Source organism: Nostoc sp. NMS7 (assembly GCF_017115085.1).
Taxonomy (GTDB): Bacteria; Cyanobacteriota; Cyanobacteriia; order Cyanobacteriales; family Nostocaceae; genus Nostoc.
Window position 1 is genome coordinate 21,937 of record NZ_JABXKJ010000082.1, and the last position, 20,579, is coordinate 42,515.

The following is a 20,579-nucleotide window of genomic DNA, read 5'->3' on the forward strand; positions in this document are numbered from 1 at the left end:
TCATAAGCTACTTTGTTGGGATTTTACAAGAATTTAACGGGAGTCTGAAAGCCCCGGAGGAACAGGCGCACAGCGCCGTATTCCGTTATATTCTAAAATAACGGCATCAGCCATCTCTATCCACGATTCTTGCTGCTCAATTTCAAGCCCGTTCCAGTTGGGAGGAATGTTATTACCAAGACAAAAGTGTTCATAGGCTATCTGTCCGTATTTTGTCGAATCTATCTCTATATTGGGCATAATTTCTTTTCTCAATTCATGCAACTGTTTTTCTATTCTTCTTGACAGGTGAACCATTGCACAAAATGCAAAACTGAAAGTGATAATAAAGAGATAATTCATTGAATTGCCCCCGCCCAATCGGTAAGTGCAAATATCTGTGCTAATTCTGTAACGCAAAATTCAATCAACGTCCTATACTGGACATCTTGCACTTCAATATTTTTATCTGTAACTTTAATTAAATCAAGTATATCTGTACGATAAAATATTAGACGCGAAAAAGATAATTCAAATAACTGTAGCGTGATCGCTTTAGCTGCGCAAGTTTTTAGGAAGTCCGCGGCTTCAGATACTAAAATCATTTGTCTGTCAACATCAAGTGCCTTTGCCCAATTTGCAAACTGCTTCATTTCTGATTTTTTGGCTTTGCTTGTATCAAAACGAATCAATGGGTTGATTTCTGACTTAAGCTCCTCTAGAAGCTTCTTGGCTCCAATTTGCAATTGGGCAATATTTACAACTACGTAAAGAAAATCTTCTATAGCGTCTTTTTCAATTGACTTAATTGTTTTATTATCAACCCGATTAACTTTTTTGAATGCGTTGAAAAAGCAACCACGTATTGTTCTGTTGTAACCAACGATTTCCAGAAACTTTTTGTTATATATTTTTAACCTTTGTTCTCTGTTAATCCGCTCAACTTTCTCAATATAACTTTTGCTGATTTGAGAATTAAAGTTTTCACAAACATCATCAGCTAGCCCTTTAAAATGAGCAAATGACGCGGTTACTTCGGCGCTTCTTACTATTACTATCTGCTTTGATTTTGGAGCAAGTCTAGCGTGTTCTTGTCTTTTAGATGCTCCAATTAAATAGACTGGCTCTCCACACTTGGGACATCTTAATTGCCAATTTGCGTAATCGTGATAATCGCAGTTAGATGCGTTTACGATGATGCCGTATAAAAGGCTTTTAGCATATTTCATTATGCAATGCCAACCATTCCTGATTACTTTTATCATTCAGTCGCCGGAATTCAAACCCCCTTGCCATGAAGCGTTTCAAACGTGGCAGTTTGTCTATATCTAATAATACAAGCAACACAGAACGAATAATTACAATCTGCTGTGTTGCTACTGTTTGCAATACCCAGTTAGTTGCTAGCCATCTAGCCACAGGGTTCATATCTTGCAGTGTGCCAGCCATCCGCAAAAGTTCTATGCGCGATATGTCGTCTGCAAGGGTGGAATACGTTTCGGTACGTATCGGTACGTGTTCCAAAACAGCTTGGTCATCTAAATTTGGTACGTGTTCCAAGGTTGACAGGAATTGCGCGATCGCATCTTTCCCCCTTCCTCTTGCCTCATGGTATTTTTCCAATAACTCCGCTTCATATTGGGTAATATAAGCATTTTTCCCCTCCTTTATTGTTTGAATACCCAGAGTAGGAAGGTATTCTTCATAAAACTTGCGGTGTCCGTAGCGTTCTTTGAGTGGTGCGATCGCTACTCTATCAATCTGTTGCATACGTTCTGGTACGTGTCGGGATGCGTACCAGAATACAGATATAAAGGTACTGTGTCAAGTGTCTCGGTACGTACCGGGACACGTACCAAAAGGGCTTATTGTATTGGATCATCACGCCCAATACCGAGCGATCGCAACTGTACTTTTATGTCATCCCAGTTCTGCCCACAGTAATAGTATTTTTTTGAGCGCAAGTCTGCCAGATAGTATCCGGGCTTTCCACAATTAAGACGGAACAGTTCAACAACAACTTTTTTCTTAGTAGTGCCAAACATGAATTCAATATCGCCATCTGGTAAATTTAATGGGTTGTAAAAAGTTTTACCTTTTCTAAAATGCCAGTAAGACGAGTCCGGGGTAATTTTGCGCTCAATAACTCGATATCTAATAGGGTGAATTATGCTTTCCATCCAAACCTCCGCAAGGTAAACTTAAAAATAGCCCCCAAGGACTAGTTGGGGGCTATCAGGGCAAGAATTAGCTGTTGCCTTCCTCTTCGTCGATGTCTAGGTCATCTATGATGTCCTCTCTATCGATCTCTTCTTTCTCTCCGGTGACTGGATCTTCTTCAACCCATTTGTTGTCCTCGAATTGAAAGATTCGGAAGGCAGGCATTTCGCCCTCACCTCCTCCATTGCCCTTGTAACTTGGATCTGTCAATCTACCTCCTTATTTGAGGGGGTGAACTTTTTCCCTCATACTATTATTATAACCCGGTTAACCGGGAATGCCGACGATTGACTTAATTATTTTTAGGGATTATTATGGTGGCTATCACTAGTTAACCAGCAATGACCAATCCCACGCCAGTACAGTCAGAAGGTTTTAAAAAGCAGCAATTTAAAGTCTACGACGAAGAATTGACAGAGCCATTGTCAAAGAAGGTAACGGGCTTGAAGTTACCGCAAAGTATTCATGATGCCCTGCACGCACTTCCACAAGAAGAAAGAGTGAAATACCTGCGGCGAGTCATTTGTGAGGCAGTCAAGCGAGATTTGATTGATCAGCATTCAACATAAGAATAGACTATGTTGAATGGGAGCATTGGCCAAACAGGGCATTGGCCAAACAGGGCATTGGGCAATGCCTGCCCCATCTTGCTACGCCACCGAAAACCCTCAAAATCGCAATTTCGAGGGTTTTCGGTGGTTAAATAATTTGAGCGAGAGCGCGATCGCAAGTAGAACTAGATATTACTTTTTGGCTCGCAAACATATTCCCAAGCTGCATAGCCTTTAGTTCCAGGCTGGACTGTAAGTAATGGTGACGGCGCTGTAGTTTGATACTGGCTGTTCCACGTAGTACCGTAAGTCATGCCATCTACAATTCCATTGTTGGGATCATAAGTGTAATGGCTATCTACCCTCATGCTGTAGCTATTGCAATCAGCATCAAATATAACATTGTCTTTCACTGCTCCACCAACTTTCATATGCTCGAAAAAAGTAGTGAGTGAAAAATGTACTCTGTTTTGTCCATACCGATTAAATTTTCTAATAGAATTTAACGGAATATAAGCTTTATCTCCATTTCGTCCCTCAAACACCTTTACAGAGCCGCTGAGTTCTTTTTGCTGCTTTTCAGCCACTTGTGATGCATGCGACGATATAAGCCAATCTAGGCATTCCTCTTCCTCGGTTGATGGATTCACCCAGTAGCTATTGCAACCGGTACTCTGTGCTAGCACTGTAGGTAATGAAAATGAAGATATGCCGAAAACTGCGTAGGCGCAGCCCGCCGCAGACATCACTGACAAAACTAAATTTTTAAGCATAAAAGGCTAAAACTGTAAGTAACATACTTTGTGGTGTTTTTATTGAGGTTTAACTGGCTTCGGAGCGATCGCCTTTTACCATCCAGTAGCACCGATCACATGGCAATAGTACTGCATGGATCTACGCGCTGGGCTAGCGCTTCCAATTTTTACTTCCATTGGCTCTTTGTTCTCAGCTACCTCGATTCCATTCTGATCAAAACTTCTTACGCCCAGAACCCATAAGCGATTTTCTAAGCATGAAGATTTAATAAGAATTTCGTTCATTGAACCATTCTTAATTTGATAAACGAACAAGACGCTGCCGAAACCAGGCTCTACCTTCCCCATAGTCGTGGTGTCAAGCAAAAAAGGATCACCACTGTTGTCGGAACCTAGATCAAGATACTTTTCTGTATTTTGAGCGATGCCTACGGTGGGCTGCGCCAACGCAGCATCACCAAACATTAGTATTGAAATTATCAGTGCGACAAAGCCCTTAAAATAGTGCATTTTTATACTGAATAACTACCACCTCTCTTTTTGTAGCTTTTCTTAGAGAAAATGGCTGTAGCAAATTTACCTAAAAATATTTCATACTTACGTAAATACTAAGCGCTAGCCATTTGTTTAGCAAAAAGCAACACGTTTTCTAGGCTTGAATCGCTTCCACTGCCTGTCGCAGTGGCAGTCTTTTGCCCACCCTCAACCTTGATGTTGTAGCTAGTACCACCTTTCTTGCTAGTGGAAGATTGATCTTTGAGGTACGTAAGCAGCTTGTCTATAGCTTCCCCGAAAAGCTTCCCAGAGTTCTCTAGTGATAGTAAAGATCCTCTCTCAGTAGGAGATGGCAGTTTGAGAGATGAGTCAGGTAAATTTCCCGTTTTTAGTTTATCTTCTGGTTGCAATCCAAGAAATTTATCCATCCGTGCTTGAAAACTTGTTTCTGCTTGTGAGTTTCGTTCCAATATAGATTTATTGCGAGGGTCAGTCCCATCAGGTTGATTTGCCTGCTTTAAAATTTGGTTACTCAATGCCTGCGATCGCTGCACCTCTAATGGAAGCTGGAAAGGAGTCTTGGCAATGCCAGTAGTAAACGCCCCAGTAATATTTTGTGTATTCCCATACTGCTTATTAAAAGTTTGCTGGGTGTCAGCGATCGCAGCCCTTCCCGCTTGGCTGTTGGCACCAACCTCATCCAAAATCCCACCCAGTTGTGGATTTATAGCTCCCAAAATGTCAGGACTGTTTGGTGTGCCAAATACATTGTTAGCGAGTTTACGAGAGTCAGCGATTCCAGCATTGAGCAAATCTTGAATATTCTTTTGTCCAAAAAGTTGGGCAACTTTTTGTTCAATGGCTCTCCCTGCTTGTTGTTTCTTCCCTGGCGGCAGAGTATTGGCATAATCACCCTCCGCCTTTATCTCTTCCAAACTCTGCTTCATGCCCAGTTGTGCCAACTGAGCCTTTTCCGACGCATGCTGTACGACAGCTTTTTGCCCAATCAAACCAGCTTCATCTTGCAAGTTACCAAGTACGTCATATTCAGAATTCAATTTAAGCTGCAAAGCTTTAATTTTAGCTTGACCGGCTTCTGATTTATTTCTGGGGTCAGCCTCGGCGATCGCAATATCAGCTTTTGTCCCGGCAATATCTGATACCTTATTACCTTGGGCAATGCGATTTTGGATAGCTTCCTGCTCCAAGGCTAATTCCTGAAGTTTAAATTGGTTAGCTAAACTTTCCCTTTCAAATTTTTGTTGGAGAGTGAGCGATCGCAACTTAATACTAGCTGTAATTTCTGCCAGTTCTTTTTTACGATATTCACTTGTTTCAATACTTGATAATACATCTAGTTCACCCACAACATAATCAGTACCGGTTTTGTTTAAATCTTTGGCAATTTCCTGTAATTTATTACGTTGCTCTAACGCCTTAACAAGAATTGCATATAAATCTCCCTGACGTTTTAAACCCTGATTCTGCTCATCAATCTGATTTTTTAGCTTCTGATTTTGAAGTTCCAGTTTCTCCTGACGAGTTTTTATTTCTGCATCAAGTAGTGCTGTTTTTGCTTTCTCAATCTGCAAAGCTAAATCTTTACGTTTAGAAAGATTACTGGTTTCAAGCGCAAGCTCTTTCTCTAAAGTAGCTACTTTTCGCCTAGCCAATTCCTCGTTAACTTGCGACTGAACAATTAACCCTCGACGCGCTTGACTTTCAAGTTGTGCTTCTCGTACAGTATCCTCATCTTTGATGTCACCAATAACAGTTGCAATATGCTTATTTTGTAAATCCGTTTTCGCTTTCTCAATTTGCAAAGCTAAATCTTTACGTTTGGAAGCATCTTTAGTTTCTAAAGCATAGTCTTTTTCTAGGCTAACTATTTTACGCCTTGCTAATTCTTCAGCAACTTGATTCTGACTTACTAGCCCTCGCCGCGATTGATTTTCTAACTGAGTTTCTCGAATCGTATCTTCATCCTTAACATTCTCAAGGATGGTGGCAATATGTTGGTGATAAAGGTTTAACTCAGCATCAAGTGAAGATTTAACTAAACCTTGAACCTTTAATTGTGATGCTCTGATTGTGGCATCAAAGTCTGCTGCTTTCTCTTGATTTTTAGGTCTGGGAAGTGCCTGTAGAGCTTTGAGTCGTAGGCGTTCTTCATTTAATTGGGCAGCAGTATTGATTCTAGTAGCTTTGGTTTTTTCTTCTTCTGCTTGTGTATGAGTAAGCAGCCCTTTATTTTCAAGTTGCTGAACTTGACCCAACCGTGCATCTTGGGCTGCTTGTACGGCATCAAGGGCTTTCTTCTGATTGCGTTCTAGAATCTTAAGTGGGATTGAACTTTCTTTTTCCTCTGATTCGGCTTGATTTTTGAGAGTATCTGAGTTGATTTTACTTACCTCAACTCCATGCTTCTGTTCTAAAAGAGCTAGCTCTTTGTTTTTCGCTTTATTTGCATTGACTATTTTAGTATTATTTAAAGTGAGGTCGGCGGTAGCGGATTTAAAGGCATCAGAATCTTTAGGGGATGTGCTAATTATTTTCTGTTTTTTAACATTATCATCTTCTAAATTTTTGGTAGTATCAGCATAACTCCGTACAATCTCTTTCTTACTTTCAGCGTAAGTATCATTAACATTTCTTAACTGGGTTTCTAGCTCTATTTTTTTAGCAAAAGTTAATTGTCGTTCTGCTGCTAATTCTTGAGAAATTGCCCCGGATTTTACCTTGATTCTTAAGTCAGCTGCTAATTTAGCTGCATCAGTTTCATTTTTTGCAACTTGATTTGTTAATTCTGACGTGATTCTAGCATTTCTAACTTGTTCAGAAGTCAGAGCGGCAGTTTTATCTTTCTCGATTTGGACTATCTTTTCTTTTAAGGTTTTACGAGCTTCTAAATCTACATCTAATGGTTTATCTTTAGCTGTTTTTTGATTTTCAGCTTGGCGAACTTTTGAAGCCTCAATTTCCAACTCAAGTTGTTTCTGCTGTTCTTTTAAGTCATTTTGTTTTTCAATGAAGGCAAGTTCTTGGAAGGCATTGCGGCTATTGGGGTCACTACTTTGATTTGCCGCGATCGCAGCTTTTACCCTTCCTAATTCAGCCTTAGTAAATCCCTGTAAAAAAGCTTCTCTATCTGCCGTTCTTTGTGCTTCTATATTAGCGGCTGCCTCTTTTTGATTCAATAAAGATGTATTGACAAATACTTGATTATCAAATTCATCTTGAATCTGCTTCATTTTTACTTCATGCGCGTCTTTCTCGGCATCTAGTCGAGATTTTAGAGCACTATTTTGGACTTCGGCGATCGCAGCAGCATTGTTTTCATATTCAACTCTCCCTAGTGCTAATTGGGCAGAGATGGCTGCTTGTTCCGCTTGAACGATGGCAACTCGGTTATCGGATTCGCGTTTAAAGGTTGCGGTAATTGCTTCTTGGGCTTTCTGCTGGATATCTGAGGTGGCATTAGCATTGGTAGCAACAAGGTTATAACGGCGGATAGCTTCTTCGGCGCTAATTTCCCCTACTTCCGACTGCTTTTGGGTACTGGAAATAAGTTCTTCAGCTTTTTGCTTAAAAGCAGCTGGGTCGCCAGAGGATTTAAGTATGGCCTGTTCAGCAGCAGTAGCCAGGTTTGCTAATTGTTCATAAGCAGATCCGTAACGTATTAAGTCAACAGGCTTAATTTGGACGTTCCCAACTAGAGAATCGAGGAGTTTGATTTTTGACTGGATATCAGCAATCAACTGTTCCCTCTTGGCTTTTTCGGCATCGCCTACCGCATCTTTTAGTTGACTCTGCAACTCTACAACTTCTTGGGCTAAATCAGCACGCTGTCCTTTGGCTTGATTGACTAATTTTTCATTAGCTTTATATTGCTCATCACTAAGGCGTACTGCCCGTTTGTTGGCTTCAGCTTGAACATCTCCAGCTTTTTTGAGCTCACTAGCAACTTTTAGTGATCGCTCTGATAACCGTTGGGTTTGTTCAGTTAGTATTTCGGTTGCTTCCCTTGAACCATTTAGTTTTACAGTATAGGCAGCAAAGGCAAGTCCGGCAAGAAGTGCGCCAAATAGTGCTAGGGGAGCAAGTAAAAGTAGTAAAGGTGCGATCGCGCTATATAACGCTGTGGCAAAAGTAGCAACACCGACAGTTGCTCCACCCGTGGCAGCAGTAACTCCAAATAATTCTGTCACCACAATTCCATTGGTAGCTAGAAATCCAGCAGCTTTCACAGTCCCTTCGGTCATTGCTATTCCCAAAGCTTTGAACCCTACGGCGGCAGTTGAGGCAGAAGCAGCCATTTCTACAAGCCCTAATGCACTTAAGGTTGTTGCTAATCCGCCTATAGCCCCCGCAACACCTATAGCCCATCCAGCCAAGGTTGACGCGATTAATTCAGTTATTGGTAAGAGTAGTTTTAATCTAACTGCAATCCCAAATGCTGTGGCCACAACAATTGCATTGCCCAATATACTTCCAAAAACAATTTTGATGCCTTCACCCAAAACGCCCAATCCCTGAACTACTGATTCCAGAATTTCTTTGAAAGCTTGATTCTGGAGAATAAAATGGTCAAAGGCTAAGAAAGCTAAATATGCACCACCAGCTAGTATGCCAAAAGAGAGGATTTGTCCCGCAATTGACCTACCTACTTCTTTTAATATTCCAGAAAACTGTGCGGTAATTACTGCTCCTCGTGTACTAGCATCGGCGTATAATTCTGCCCCTGCGGCTGCTTTGATAAATAATGGAGTAAGTGGTGCAAGAAAAATATTTTGAGAAGCAAGTGTACCTACAAAAGTTATGAATGTAGGTAATGCAGAAATTAACCCACTTAAAAATACTCCTAGCGCTGGAAACAAAATGATTAGCCCGGCTACTTGGATACCAATATCAGCAAGAGTAGGGATAAATCCAACCAAGGTTCCCCCCAATGGGCCTAAAGCTAAACTAGCTGCTTCAGATGCCCCAGGGATAGAATTTAGGTATTTACCTAAGATTAAGAATCCGCCGCCACCAGTACCCAAAACTTTTGTTAAATTAATAAATTGATTTGCAACACCATTGGTGCGAATATCTAATGCATAAATGACGTTGTTTAATCCTGGTACTAATCGGGTTACGCTACCGAAGGCACTCCCCAATACGCTAATTGCGCTGGAAAGGACTGTCATCGAGACAAACATTTGTAAGAATTCACTGGCTAGTGGGCGAACAAATGTGGCTAGCTCTGTAATAAAGTGGATAGCGGGACTTAATACCTCAGAGGTAAATTTGATTGCTTCTCCAACTGCTTCCACCACGTTTGCCAAAGTAGTAAATAAATACAGAGGTATTTCAGCCGCAAAACCTCCAATCGAAGAGAAAACTATCTTGCCGGCATCAGCAACCGCTAACCCCATCCTCAATATTTGGTCAGTAATTACGCTGAAATAACTAATAATTTCTGTTTCGTTAACTTTCAGATAGTCATAAATTTCTGTAATTTGTTTGAGTAAAGGATCGAGTAACTTTTCGCCTGACTGTCTGCCAACTTCTTTATAGATTTCCTTTACGTTACTGGTAACACCACTGAATGCATCTGCTGCTAATGCATTACCCGCGCGGAATGGTTCAAGTCTTTTTTGTAACTCAGTAACCAACCGACCTTGTGATTTCCAATTAGCTACTTGAGCATTACTAATATTTAATACTTGAGCTAGTTTAGTTTCTACGCTGATAGTCCCATTAAGTATTGATCCGATTTCGGTCCTACTCTCGCTTAGGGGGATATTTAGTGTACCAAGAGCGGCAGCAAAATCTAAAGATAAATCTTTGGCATTGGTTAAATTACCACCAATAGCTGTAATTTCTCCGGCAATTTGCTGGAATAGGGGAACTAAATCACCAGAGGTTACACCTGCTAATCCTAAAGAGCCAGCCCTAAGATCAGCGATCGCATTTTTAATTGGTAACTCTAAAGACTGAATAGCTGTGGTTGGATCTGTTGCTTGCTTGCCTGTAAGATTATTTGTAATGTTAGATGTGGCGACCAATGATGCTTGGGTTGATAGTAGTTGCTCTCTTAGTTCTACTGTTTGGGCAATCAAGAATTCAAATGGGGCAGCGCTAGCAGATTGTAATGCCGAAATCCCCTGGCCAAACAATCCTAGACTTTGGGTAGCACTAACAATACTGCCAGTGACTGTCTCGATCAATGAATTAACTTTACCAAACGCAACTAATGGTTGATCAATTTCGCCTAAGAAAGCAGGAATCTTAGCTGCTTGACTCAAAGGTTCGGATATTTTACTAGGCAAACTTGACAACGTATCAAAAACTGTAAGCAATGCTGCATCAACTGTATTTATTAGTGGGACTATTCTTTCAATTCCCGCTCCGATAAACCCTCCAATGAATGACTTTGCTGCATTTGCTCCCACAGATCCAATTAAATCTGAAAAAGTATTGCCGAATATACCTTGGATAGCTGATTTAATCTCTGGCGATAATTCCTTAAAGAAATCTTGAGTTTCGTCCTCCAAAAGAAATGCAACTACTTTACCGAGGGATTGGGCTAGCACTCCGGCAATACTTCCTAGAATTTGCCTAGCTTGTCCTACAAACTGGACAAAGCGGGATTCAGTCGAAGCAAAGAACTCAGTCAGGATAGGAGTAACAGTCGCAATTGTTTCTTTTGCATTATCAATCATCCCATTAAATATTTTACCAAAACCTCCTTGACCGTTTGCACCAACACCAGCGATTGCCCCATCAATCAAATTATTAAAAGTAGCGGCAAGATTGGGAGCATTTCTATCTATATCTGCAATTACAGATGTTAGAGATTGCCCAATTTGATTCTTAATATTATTAGAAACACTGCTAGTAAATGATGAGATAGAAACAATTGCTTTTTGGAGAGCATTACCAAAATCAACAAATGAATTTGTAGAAACCAGGACTTTTTCTTGAATAAAAGAAAGAGTAGTGGCAGCAATAGACTGTAAGCTTACAAACTGTTTTTGAATAAATTCTATTTGTACAGTATATTCTTGCCCAAAGTTGCCAGGAGCTTTTAATTCATTTAAAAAGTTATCAATAAATACAAAACTTTTACTCAAAGAAGATTGAATGATATCAATTGAATTAGAAACTCCGCCAATCAAGCTAGGGATTAAAGATTTAATTAACTCTATGCCATCAAAGACGGAAATTAATAATTTTTGAATAACTGATTCAACTTGCGTAACCCCATTTGTCAGAAAGTCAAAAATCTCAGTAATTCCAGATTTTAAGCTAGGGATTATGTTGGCAATACCAGGGATTCCACCAGCAATACTGGTTTTAAGCCTTTCAAGTAAGCTATTGACAAGAGTTAAAGCTGAGTTGACATTGGTTTCAAGATTTTCAAGTACGCCATCTAGCGCGGAAAAATTAGAAAGGAGTTTTTCTGGCTTGAGGTTATCTATTAAGGTATCAAATATCAGTCCGGCAGTGCCGCTTTGAAGTAGACTGGATTTGACGACATTTTTCAAGTATTCAGGGAGGAAAGCACTTGCAGCAGAAGCGATCGCATTTGCCCCCGCAGTTCGGAATTCTTTGGTAACATAATCTAGAGCATTATCAATTAGTGGTGCTAGGACATTTGAGATTCCACTATCAATACCCTTGCCTAATCCAGCAGAAACCGCTTTCCCCAAAGCAGCATCAAGCTTTTTTAGTCCTGGTATTTCTCCCTTGATACCAACTGTGTCAAAAAGTTTTTCGACGGCTGCATCATAATCGATAAGTTCATTGACAAGTGCTAAGGGTTCGGGCAAGACGAAGTTAACGGCAACTCTTGCAGCCTCAGCAACCACTTGTGGTGCAGCATTTTCACGAAGATTACCAATGATAGGCAGAGGCAATGGTGTCTTTGTGCCAATCCCAACCTCGTCTGTAAACTTTTTACCAACCCCTTGAAAAGTATTGCCAATAAGGTCTTTACCCGCGCTTTTTTTCGCTTCAGCTTCAAATCCACCAAAAACTTTATTTGCTAAACTTTCCCCAGCTTTTGATGCGATCGCATTTGCACCTGTACTAGCTGTGCCAAGGATACTGCCAAAGCTAGCAGATAGTTTTTGTTGGGGAATTTTTAGAATTGCATTGGTAAGTGAGCCATTAATTAGCTCTTGAATAGGGGCAGAAAGTAAATTCTTAGCAGGGGTATTACTAATAAAGCCTTTAACTAAATCAGTAGAAAGATTCTGCCCTAATTTTTCCCCAATTTTGCGATCGGCGTAGATTAATGCTAAGGTTTTGTCTATCTGATCAAAGACCTTAGCGCCTCCGGGGGCATTAGCGTTACTATATCCGCTAGTTTTGCTAACATTGGCTATCTGGGCATTTAAACGACGTTGCTTTAATTGCTCAGGAGAAAGTTCGTCTAAGTTACTAAATGTACCTAACGCTTCTTTTAACGGATTGCGAACTTTATCCGCTAAATTTTTAACCCCTAAATTTATCCCCGCATTAAGTTGTTCGCCAATGCTCCGAGTATCAAGGTTAAATAACTTTTGGGTAAAGCCACTCCCTAAGCTACCCGCAACCGAACCAATTTCTGTAACTAAATCTTTGACAGGCGCTAATTCTTTGGTAGCTGCGATCGCTTGTTGCCCAATCCCTTGAATTAAATTTCCGGCAATGGGAGTACCAACAACCTGCTTAACTTGCCCAATAACTGAATTTAACCCATAGAATCCTGCGATTGCTCCAGCCGTCGTAACTGCAATGGCCGCACCAGAAGTAATCGCTGACGGGCCAATCTCAACAATTTTATTTTTAGCCTCATCTGCATACTTAACAGTTGATTGAAAAGTTTTGTTTGTATTGGATAATACTTCATTTAGTGTGGTAGCTTCCTTGCTTAAGCTACCAGAAACGTTGCCAGTCTTTACCTCTGAATCACCTTTGGAAATTGTTTTTGTGTTAACCGACTTGGCTATCTCACGGATTTCATTCGGAGTCGAGACAGTTTTTAGGCTTTCAGCTAGCGCTGATTTAGCGATCGCACTATATTCATTAATTACGGGGCTAAGTTCAGCAATCTTACTTTTGACAGCATCAGCATATTTACCAGTTGATTCAAAAAACTTATCCGTAATTGATAATGATTGGTTAAGTTCTATAGTTTTATTGCTAAGATTGCTAATCTCTACCTTTAAATTAGCTATAGGCTCACTTTTCAGTCCTTGAGAGAAACTAGCATTGACACTGCTTAATGTAGAAATAATAGTATCTTTATACTTATCAATTATTGGAACAATTTCAGCAATTTTTGCTGAAGCTATCTCAGCATAGTTCCCAGTGGATTGTAGAGAGTTTTCGGTAAGTAGTAAAGCATCAGATAACTGTTTACTTTTTTGGACTAAAGCATCAAAGACAACCCCTGTTTTATCAATAACAGCGCTTGTAGTATCTTTTGAAAAGATAGTGACTACACTAGCTAGTACTGCTGTCATTGCCGCACCATAAGCAGTGACTACGGGAACTAACTCGGCAATTTTATTTTTAGTTGCGTCAGTATAATTGGCGGTAGATTGTAAAGAAGTGCTTGTATTTAATAAACTTTTGGAAAGGTTTGTACTTGATTTATTTAACCCTTCAAAAGCTAGTCCTGTGCTTTTTATAACATCGCTAGCAGCATCTTTTGCTTCAATAATGATTTGAACTGTATTACTTGATGCTGGCATAAATTCAAGTTTCGGGTGTTGGTTTTTTAATCAAGTTTGATAACTTTTCTTTAATGTGCGCGATCGCATCTGCGACTCTTTCAGGAGTTTCTGAGACAAAATCAGAAAAGTCAATTAGTTTCTCATCAACTGATTTAATGGTTTTAGAAATAGTACCTTGCCCTAAAAGTACGCCAGCTAATTTTCCTTCGTGTACTAATCTTTCTTTGAATTTTTCTTTGTTAGTTAAAGGTAACTCTTTCTTGTTGGATTTCCGTTGAGCAATTTTAACTAATCGAGATGACCTTAAGTATGCGCGTTCTAAATCCTGTCCCAATCCGCCAACAGTTTGAGATATGTTTCCTCTGCCTAATCTGGCTGATATTTTTCTAGGATCATATTTAGATTTACTCAATCGACACTTACGCCCAGGTGGTAGGCAGATATCACCACAGGGAACTCCAGTTTTACACCTTTTGGCAAAATCTAAATGGACTAGTTGCTTTTCTACGAGGAAGGCAGAGGGCAGAGGGCAGAGGGCAGAAGGTGGAAAATCTGAATCTATCCTCCTGCTTTTTACCTCCGACATTCTGCCTTCTTCACTGTCTCCCCGTTTCTTAACTCTGCGTTGAACTTCTTCTGGACTACCTTGGTAATACCCAAATGCTTCTCTTATTGAATCCCGGACTCGTTCATCCTTTAAGTAATCACTAGCACTTCCTCCAGAGACTGAACTAATCCACTGCTGTCTTGCGCCATCTCCAAATACGGGTAAAGTTGATATTGGATCTCTGGGACTGACAATGGTTCTTTGACGACGTGAGACGTTTTCAGCAAAACCGAAGTGTGGTGTACCTAAATATACAGTGTTTACCCGCTCTAATACCTTTTTACCAGTGGGACTACCCTTCAACTCCATCCTGGATACTATCTCTAGAGCTTCCTTAGTTACTAACCCGCCGTTACAATGGGCGACAATGTTGATTTTCTTATCGCGGTTAACTAGGGTTTTACCGTCCGACGGGGAAACTGCGATCGCATGGGCATAGATTTGAGCCGCTAAGTCCACAGCATCTTGGTTGCGTTTACGAGTAAAGTTACGAACTATTCCGCCCACGCCGTTGATAACAGTACTGGCAATATTTGGCTCTCCTCCCCCAATTGGGCGGGGTGTACCAAATTCTTTGAGGTCAAAAGGGACAACGTAATTACTATGAGTGAACCAATAGTCTTTGGTGTTGGTGGGGTCTTTTTCTTGTTGCAGCATCGCTTTCATTTGCTCTGCACCATAACCCTCCCCTGATCCCACGGCAAAAGTAATATTATCTTGGTTAATTCGGGAACTCATTCGGGGTTTACCATTGGGGAGCAATGTGGCAACGCCGTCTTTTTCCACTGGATGTTGAATGTTTAGTTTACTCGCTCTTTCTTCAGCAATTCTGGCTGACTCTGTAAAGCCCTCACGATAGCTCTGCTTGGCTGTTTCATAGTTTTTAATGGTTTGCCCCAAGAGGAATGCGCCCACAGCAGCCGCGCCCCAAGTTACAGGGGAGGAACTTGCAAACTTGGCTAAAGCTTCTAGTTTTCGCCAAGTGTCGCCAGTATTTTTTAGGTTGCGTTTGGTAGTACGTTCAAGCGGTGTACCTCTTCCCGACAATCCGCTTGCCGCTAACGCCCTAGTGCTAAATCCTTTGCGTCTGGTGATACCTTGGGTAATTCTGTCACGGGATTCTGGCTTTTGGTCGTAGAGTTGTAATGTTCCTTGCAACTCCTTGATATTCATTGAACCATAGCCATAAATTCTTTTTTCTGATGCTTGTTTCCTGAGTTCCCGGATTGTGTAGGGTATTCCGGTTTTGGGGTTAATAATGTATTTAGATTTTACTGGAACATCTTCAGTTGTAGTTGTTTGAGTAACAGTTTGAGTAGTTGTTATTGGCACAGCACCTTGATTTTGTTCAAGTTTAAATTTAACGATTGATTGATTTAATCTAGATATTTCTGAAGGGCTAGCAATCTGTCCAATCTTCAATCGGCAAACATCGTTAGATGCAACACAACTGCCACCGCAAGCTAAACCTTTACCGCACTTTTTTTTTACAAAACTCTTGTCTAGGCGATAATTTGCAATTAGTCCATTTGCCAACTCAGAACTATCTAATTTGGCAGTCTTCTTACTTAGTTCATAACTGAGCTTACCATCTTTAAATGTAAAGTTTAATATCTTCCCTAAATTATCTTGAGCCATGCCAGTGACAGTATTATCTAGGGAGATTTTAATTCCACCTATTCTGGCGATCGCTTTTCCGTAGCTTCGAGAAAGTAGAATTGAAAACTGTCTTTGAATTTGCTGTAAAGTATTAGAAGGAAGGAGAGGTGATGAGTCTGAATTTATCCTTTTTCCTTCTCTATCAAAATGACTTACTAATACTTTTTGAACACTTTTGTTGGGAACAGCATCACTCCAAATACTTTTGGAAACCTGTTGATTCCAAACGCCATTTTCAGGCACTTTATATGGAATTTCGGAAAAATATGAACTATGCCCTGTAACTTCTACAGGTATTTTGTTAGGCATTGTTTTGCCATATATCTTTTCTGTTGGGTCATGATGCGGGTCAATTAGACTAATTCCGGTTGGCGAAGTTAATCCAAAATAGGGACTTCCAGCTACAGCAACCCTAACATCCTTAACACCCATCCTTTTTAAAATTTCTGCTGATTCTCTAATGGGCATTCCACCGCCGGACTGCCCAATTAAATTTATGGGTAAATGAGGATTTTTTTGGTGATAAGCATAAGCACGGGCAGCAGTCCTAACGGCTATTTCACTACGCCCTTTAGTAATGTTATCTTTTAATAAAGCTGAGACAGTTTTTCTAATAAATCTAGGGCTAGTGACTACATCACCTTTAGAAAAAGAAACATCTTGTTCGGGAGCTTCAATAGCTACAACATGATGATCGGGCAACATTTTACTAATTTGCTGTCCCATGTGGTCGCCTTCAAGCCCATTTATTGCCCCAATCCCTCCAACAAAAAAGGTAATCTGTTTTGCTGGTTTATTGAGGTTAATATTTTCTACACCAGATTTAATTTTACTTCCAGGTAGTTGTTGGTCATCAATTGAGCGGAATCCAGCAAACGGTTTATCTAAGGCTTGATAAGTCTTAGCTTGCTGCATTGCTAACTCGGCTGATTTAGGGAATCCCATTTGAAATCTAACTTTTTGAACGCCATAAGCAGCCGCAGGGATACCCACAATAGCTGCACCCATTGCCAGCCCAGTAGTGACAGCTAAACGATTAGGACTTCCTGTTTGCAACTTTCCACCGCTTTTGCCCTCTGCTTTACAAATAAATTTTTGCGGAATACAGATATCTCCACAATTTTTACCGACTTTACAAATAGCTTTATCAAGTTTAGTGAAGGCAGAAGGTGAAGAATCTGAATCTATCCTCCTGCCTTCTACCTCCGACCTTCTGCCTTTTTCATCTTCCCTTCTGCCATCTGCCTTCGACCTTCTGCCTTCCTCTGGAGTAATCCGGTTCTTAATAAAATCCCTAAAATCATTATCAGCAAAATAACTATTTTGTCCGTGGTCGAGAACATTATTAAAACTTTTGCCATTTACTCCCCGTCCACCAGATAATTTAAGAATCTTGTCGTGCGAACTTGTAGTAGTAACTAAATCACCAGTTCCAGGGATTAGTCCAACATCAGGGCTACCTATGGCAGTAGTTTTGATTTTAATCCCTGCTTTATCTAAGATTTCATGAGCTTCTTGAACTACTAAACCTCCTCCAGAATGTCCAACTAGGTGATATTCTTTATCTGGATTCGCTTTTTTATAAGCAATAACTTTAGCTGCTACTTTCACAGCTGTGGGGTTATAACCTGTTTTTGCTACTGTTTTGATAAATAAATTTCTCGCTTCGTTAGCAGATTGTCTTGTAGTAACCCTATCTACTGGTCGAGTCGGAACGTTAAACTCTGCATAAGATTGCGGTTCAATATAAAGTCCTTTTACTCCTAAAGATTCAATATTCTTTTTCAATACTTCACTTTCGGAGTAGGCATCTTTTGTCCCAAACCCACCAACAGTTAAAATTGCTGTTTTGGTATCTGCCCCTAGATGGGGTGCTTTGATATTTTTAGATTCATTTTTAGCGCGTAATGCAGAAGTAGCAAAATTTTCTTGATATTTTTTTCTAATGTCCTGTAATTTTGCTGCACCCAAAACACCTAATCCCGCCGCAACTGTTGCTGTTCCCAATGCGCCACCAATTCCTAACCCAGCAATGATGCGCCCAGTGTGGTTAGCTTGAACACCTGGGGATTTTAAACTAGAGCCAACAGCACATTTACTCTTTTTAGGGATGCAGATTTTACCACAGGGTTTACCCTCTTTGCATTTAATAGCGTCGAGGGTCAATTTTTTAGACTCTAGATAAGCGGTTAATGACATATCTTAATGAAGTCGGAATTAGGAAGCCGGAAGTATAAGAGAGAGGAAGTTAACCGTTCGTCGTTCGCCAGAGTTAAAGAAGTGGACTTTGCTGAAAGCAAAGTAAAAGAATTTCTTTCTTTACTTCCGACTTCCGACCTCCAACTTCCGACTTCATTTCGGTTTTTTCTTACGTTTTGTAACTGTTTGGTCAGACTCAAAACCGGGGGTTTTCTTGCTTGGCGGTAAGCTTGCAGGAGGGACTGGAGTTACGGTGACAGGTGTACGTGATGATTTTCCTTTCTCTTGAATAGGTTTAGGGTGAATACGTGTAGCTTCTTCTTCTGCGATGTTTGTTGGCTTGGTTGCAGTTTGTGCTTTCTTGCCAAAGAACGTTTCCTTTACAGCCCTTGCAGTTGTACTAGCAGTATTTTTAGCAGTTGCCTTTATATCTGCACCTGCTGCCTTTAAGTGACCCCCAGCTACCCTTGCGGCATTTTCTGCTCCTCCAGCAGCAGCGCCCACTGCTGCCCCAACACTAGCCCCGGCAGTCGCCCCCACAATTCCTCTCCGTTGAATTCGGGCGCTAGATTGATAACCTGACCCAGAAGGAACGCTTGTTTCAGCATTGCCAAGGTGCTTATCCATTTCTTTAGCCGCCTTAAAACCCGTCTTCAAGCTTTCCTTAGCAGCACCTAAACCTGCTTTGATCTCACCATGCCCTTCAGTTGCCGCCCTATTGAGCCGAGCACCAACTGCTTTACCTCCAGTTGCCAGATTTTTCCGGTTGAGATAAGCAAGTCCACCAACGGCCGCCGCGCCTCCAACAGCCGCCGCGCCTCCAACAATACCTCCCACTAGTGCGCCGCCACCACCACTTTTAAGTTTCCCCCCTGTTGCTCCCCCTCCTCCATATTTGCGGCAGATAGCACCCTTTGGTAAACAAATCTTTCCACAAGGGGTTCCACCCTTAGTACAACGAACTTGGGCATCAACTCGGATTAATCCAAAGGTATATTCGTAAGGGGAGACGCTATCGGTTTTTATACCGTATCCATTCAACAATCCTTGGGCGTAGTCATTTAAGAGTAAAGTTTCCTCTTCATGATGGACAAAACCCAAACTTTCTTCATCAAAGGCGTAAGTATACAAATTTCCAGCGCTAATCAAGTTCCCGTGAATTACTCCGTGATTATCTTCACTTGCTGTTAATACTTGGACTGGTGCGTCAAATTCTTCTACAAAAATATCCGCGATGGCACTATTTCTTTCTTCAATCTCAGTTACCATGAATTTCCTTCCTTGAGTAAGTCATTCCTAATTGATTTGCCGTTCGTTTAATTACTTCGTGATGATAATTAGCTTCCGCTTGGTCTATTCTGGTTTTCCCTAAAAGGATGTTGGTTACAGATTCTTTATAAACTTGTTTTTCGTATTTTTTATAAGTTGGTTGAACTTGGCGTTGCCAATACTCGCCATTCCATCCAGTACTGGGAGGTTTCAGAGAGTGCCTGTATCCACTAGATACGGCTTTAATTTCTCCCATATTTGCTCTGCATGCTACTTCTACATCACTTGATGAAAAGCTTAATCCTTTACTTCTAGCATCGGTTTTACTCCATCCTAAATTGGGGTGATTGTGAGTGACGATCGCACCTTGCATCTGTTGTAAATCACTAGGGGATAAATAAACACTGGTCGAATCACCTCTTTTGGAAACTAAGATTCTGCCGGTAATTGGGTTAAGTGCGATCGCTCTTTCATTGGGTAAATCTTTAATCTTATTTTCTACTTGTTCGACAAATTTATTTAATTGCTGCGAACTTAACTTACATTTATGATTTCTGGGAATGCAAGCGCCTCCGCATTGCTTTGATTTGTTGCTGCACTTGGGTTTTAGATTGCTGGTATCCTTGCGAATTTCTAGGTAGGTTTTTAGCCTCGTTATCGTTTTCATTCAACACACCAGCAAAGATATTTCCCGTTAGGTGGCTATCGTCAATTGTGAATCCTTTAGTCTCCATAGATTTGCTGTTCTCCTAATTTTTGTTCTACTCTCAAATCCCAAGTAATAATATTTTCTTTGATATCAATTAACTGACATTTAATGCCTCCCTCAATTTCAAAATCGATTAGTTCAGATTCAAGTTGAATTCGTTGATATTTTTTGCTAATTCCTTTAACTTCAAATACTTTTGACATCCCTTTGAGGCTATTTAAATCCTCAACTGTTTTGAGTTGTAAGCTAACTTCTTGAATAACTGGTGTGGGGATAACTTCTTCGATTACAGTGCCGTTATTCTCACGACGATGAATATAGAATTTTTTGAGGCTGCTAATGTTGAATGCAACGGCCACTGAGGGCAATGAGTCGCGTAATGCAATCATTTGGGTGATGTAGTTCATAAGGAAGGAGTAATGAGTA

At 40.6% G+C, this 20,579-nt stretch carries 13 protein-coding genes; 1 reads left to right on the forward strand and 12 read right to left on the reverse strand.

From position 1 onward, the window contains the following. Positions 1–33 precede the first annotated feature (33 nt). The 5 genes from HWQ38_RS08285 to HWQ38_RS08305 all read right to left on the reverse strand — a co-directional run bounded on the left by HWQ38_RS08285 (position 34) and on the right by HWQ38_RS08305 (position 2,409). Positions 34–297, reverse strand: a complete 264-nt coding sequence (locus tag HWQ38_RS08285) for a hypothetical protein (protein WP_292792159.1) — start codon at positions 295–297, stop codon at positions 34–36. Between the two features lie 41 nt (positions 298–338). Continuing rightward, entirely contained in the window at positions 339–1,208 is an 870-nt protein-coding gene (locus HWQ38_RS08290; RefSeq protein WP_292792161.1) for a hypothetical protein, read from the reverse strand. After that, entirely contained in the window at positions 1,195–1,749 is a 555-nt protein-coding gene (locus HWQ38_RS08295; RefSeq protein WP_292792163.1) for a hypothetical protein, read from the reverse strand. Before HWQ38_RS08295 ends, HWQ38_RS08290 begins: the two co-directional genes overlap by 14 nt. Positions 1,750–1,844: 95 nt before the next feature. Next, positions 1,845–2,159, reverse strand: coding sequence for a hypothetical protein (locus HWQ38_RS08300; protein WP_292792165.1), 315 nt, complete (start codon positions 2,157–2,159; stop codon positions 1,845–1,847). 67 nt (positions 2,160–2,226) lie between these two features. Beyond that, complete coding sequence (locus HWQ38_RS08305; RefSeq protein WP_292792167.1) at positions 2,227–2,409, reverse strand: hypothetical protein; 183 nt, start codon at positions 2,407–2,409, stop codon at positions 2,227–2,229. 131 nt (positions 2,410–2,540) lie between these two features. On the opposite strand from HWQ38_RS08305, the gene HWQ38_RS08310 reads away from it, so the two are divergent. Next, positions 2,541–2,768: a hypothetical protein gene (locus HWQ38_RS08310; RefSeq protein ID WP_292792169.1), complete on the forward strand. Its 228-nt coding sequence runs from the start codon at positions 2,541–2,543 to the stop codon at positions 2,766–2,768. 167 nt (positions 2,769–2,935) lie between these two features. On the opposite strand, the gene HWQ38_RS08315 is transcribed toward HWQ38_RS08310, so the two are convergent. The 7 genes from HWQ38_RS08315 to HWQ38_RS08345 all read right to left on the reverse strand — a co-directional run bounded on the left by HWQ38_RS08315 (position 2,936) and on the right by HWQ38_RS08345 (position 20,560). Further along, positions 2,936–3,523 (reverse strand): hypothetical protein, encoded by a 588-nt coding sequence (locus HWQ38_RS08315; RefSeq protein WP_292792171.1) that lies wholly within the window; start codon positions 3,521–3,523, stop codon positions 2,936–2,938. 75 nt (positions 3,524–3,598) lie between these two features. Further along, positions 3,599–4,015, reverse strand: a complete 417-nt coding sequence (locus tag HWQ38_RS08320; RefSeq protein WP_292792173.1) for a hypothetical protein — start codon at positions 4,013–4,015, stop codon at positions 3,599–3,601. A gap of 98 nt (positions 4,016–4,113) precedes the next feature. Further along, positions 4,114–13,728 carry a hypothetical protein gene (locus tag HWQ38_RS08325; protein WP_292792174.1) on the reverse strand — a complete coding sequence of 3,205 codons (9,615 nt, stop codon included), beginning with the start codon at positions 13,726–13,728 and terminating at the stop codon, positions 4,114–4,116. 4 nt (positions 13,729–13,732) lie between these two features. Further along, the gene (locus HWQ38_RS08330) at positions 13,733–18,175 is read right to left on the reverse strand and encodes a hypothetical protein (protein WP_292792176.1); all 4,443 of its coding nucleotides are present in this window, start codon (positions 18,173–18,175) and stop codon (positions 13,733–13,735) included. 153 nt (positions 18,176–18,328) lie between these two features. Then, positions 18,329–19,444, reverse strand: a complete 1,116-nt coding sequence (locus HWQ38_RS08335) for a hypothetical protein (RefSeq protein WP_292792178.1) — start codon at positions 19,442–19,444, stop codon at positions 18,329–18,331. Continuing rightward, positions 19,434–20,111, reverse strand: coding sequence for a hypothetical protein (locus HWQ38_RS08340; protein ID WP_292792180.1), 678 nt, complete (start codon positions 20,109–20,111; stop codon positions 19,434–19,436). Before HWQ38_RS08340 ends, HWQ38_RS08335 begins: the two co-directional genes overlap by 11 nt. A 56-nt stretch (positions 20,112–20,167) precedes the next feature. Further along, positions 20,168–20,560, reverse strand: a complete 393-nt coding sequence (locus HWQ38_RS08345) for a hypothetical protein (protein WP_292792182.1) — start codon at positions 20,558–20,560, stop codon at positions 20,168–20,170. Between the last annotated feature and the right edge of the window lie 19 nt (positions 20,561–20,579).

What these genes read in the sequence shown, in the direction of transcription:
- HWQ38_RS08330 (WP_292792176.1), bottom strand. Translation starts at nt 18,175, where the DNA reads ATGTCATTAACCGCTTATCTAGAGTCTAAAAAATTGACCCTCGACGCT.
- HWQ38_RS08340 (WP_292792180.1), bottom strand. Translation starts at nt 20,111, where the DNA reads ATGAAAACGATAACGAGGCTAAAAACCTACCTAGAAATTCGCAAGGAT.
- HWQ38_RS08285 (WP_292792159.1), bottom strand. Translation starts at nt 297, where the DNA reads ATGGTTCACCTGTCAAGAAGAATAGAAAAACAGTTGCATGAATTGAGA.
- HWQ38_RS08320 (WP_292792173.1), bottom strand. Translation starts at nt 4,015, where the DNA reads ATGCACTATTTTAAGGGCTTTGTCGCACTGATAATTTCAATACTAATG.
- HWQ38_RS08325 (WP_292792174.1), bottom strand. Translation starts at nt 13,728, where the DNA reads ATGCCAGCATCAAGTAATACAGTTCAAATCATTATTGAAGCAAAAGAT.
- HWQ38_RS08335 (WP_292792178.1), bottom strand. Translation starts at nt 19,444, where the DNA reads ATGGTAACTGAGATTGAAGAAAGAAATAGTGCCATCGCGGATATTTTT.
- HWQ38_RS08300 (WP_292792165.1), bottom strand. Translation starts at nt 2,159, where the DNA reads ATGGAAAGCATAATTCACCCTATTAGATATCGAGTTATTGAGCGCAAA.
- HWQ38_RS08295 (WP_292792163.1), bottom strand. Translation starts at nt 1,749, where the DNA reads ATGCAACAGATTGATAGAGTAGCGATCGCACCACTCAAAGAACGCTAC.
- HWQ38_RS08315 (WP_292792171.1), bottom strand. Translation starts at nt 3,523, where the DNA reads ATGCTTAAAAATTTAGTTTTGTCAGTGATGTCTGCGGCGGGCTGCGCC.
- HWQ38_RS08290 (WP_292792161.1), bottom strand. Translation starts at nt 1,208, where the DNA reads ATGAAATATGCTAAAAGCCTTTTATACGGCATCATCGTAAACGCATCT.
- HWQ38_RS08310 (WP_292792169.1), top strand. Translation starts at nt 2,541, where the DNA reads ATGACCAATCCCACGCCAGTACAGTCAGAAGGTTTTAAAAAGCAGCAA.
- HWQ38_RS08345 (WP_292792182.1), bottom strand. Translation starts at nt 20,560, where the DNA reads ATGAACTACATCACCCAAATGATTGCATTACGCGACTCATTGCCCTCA.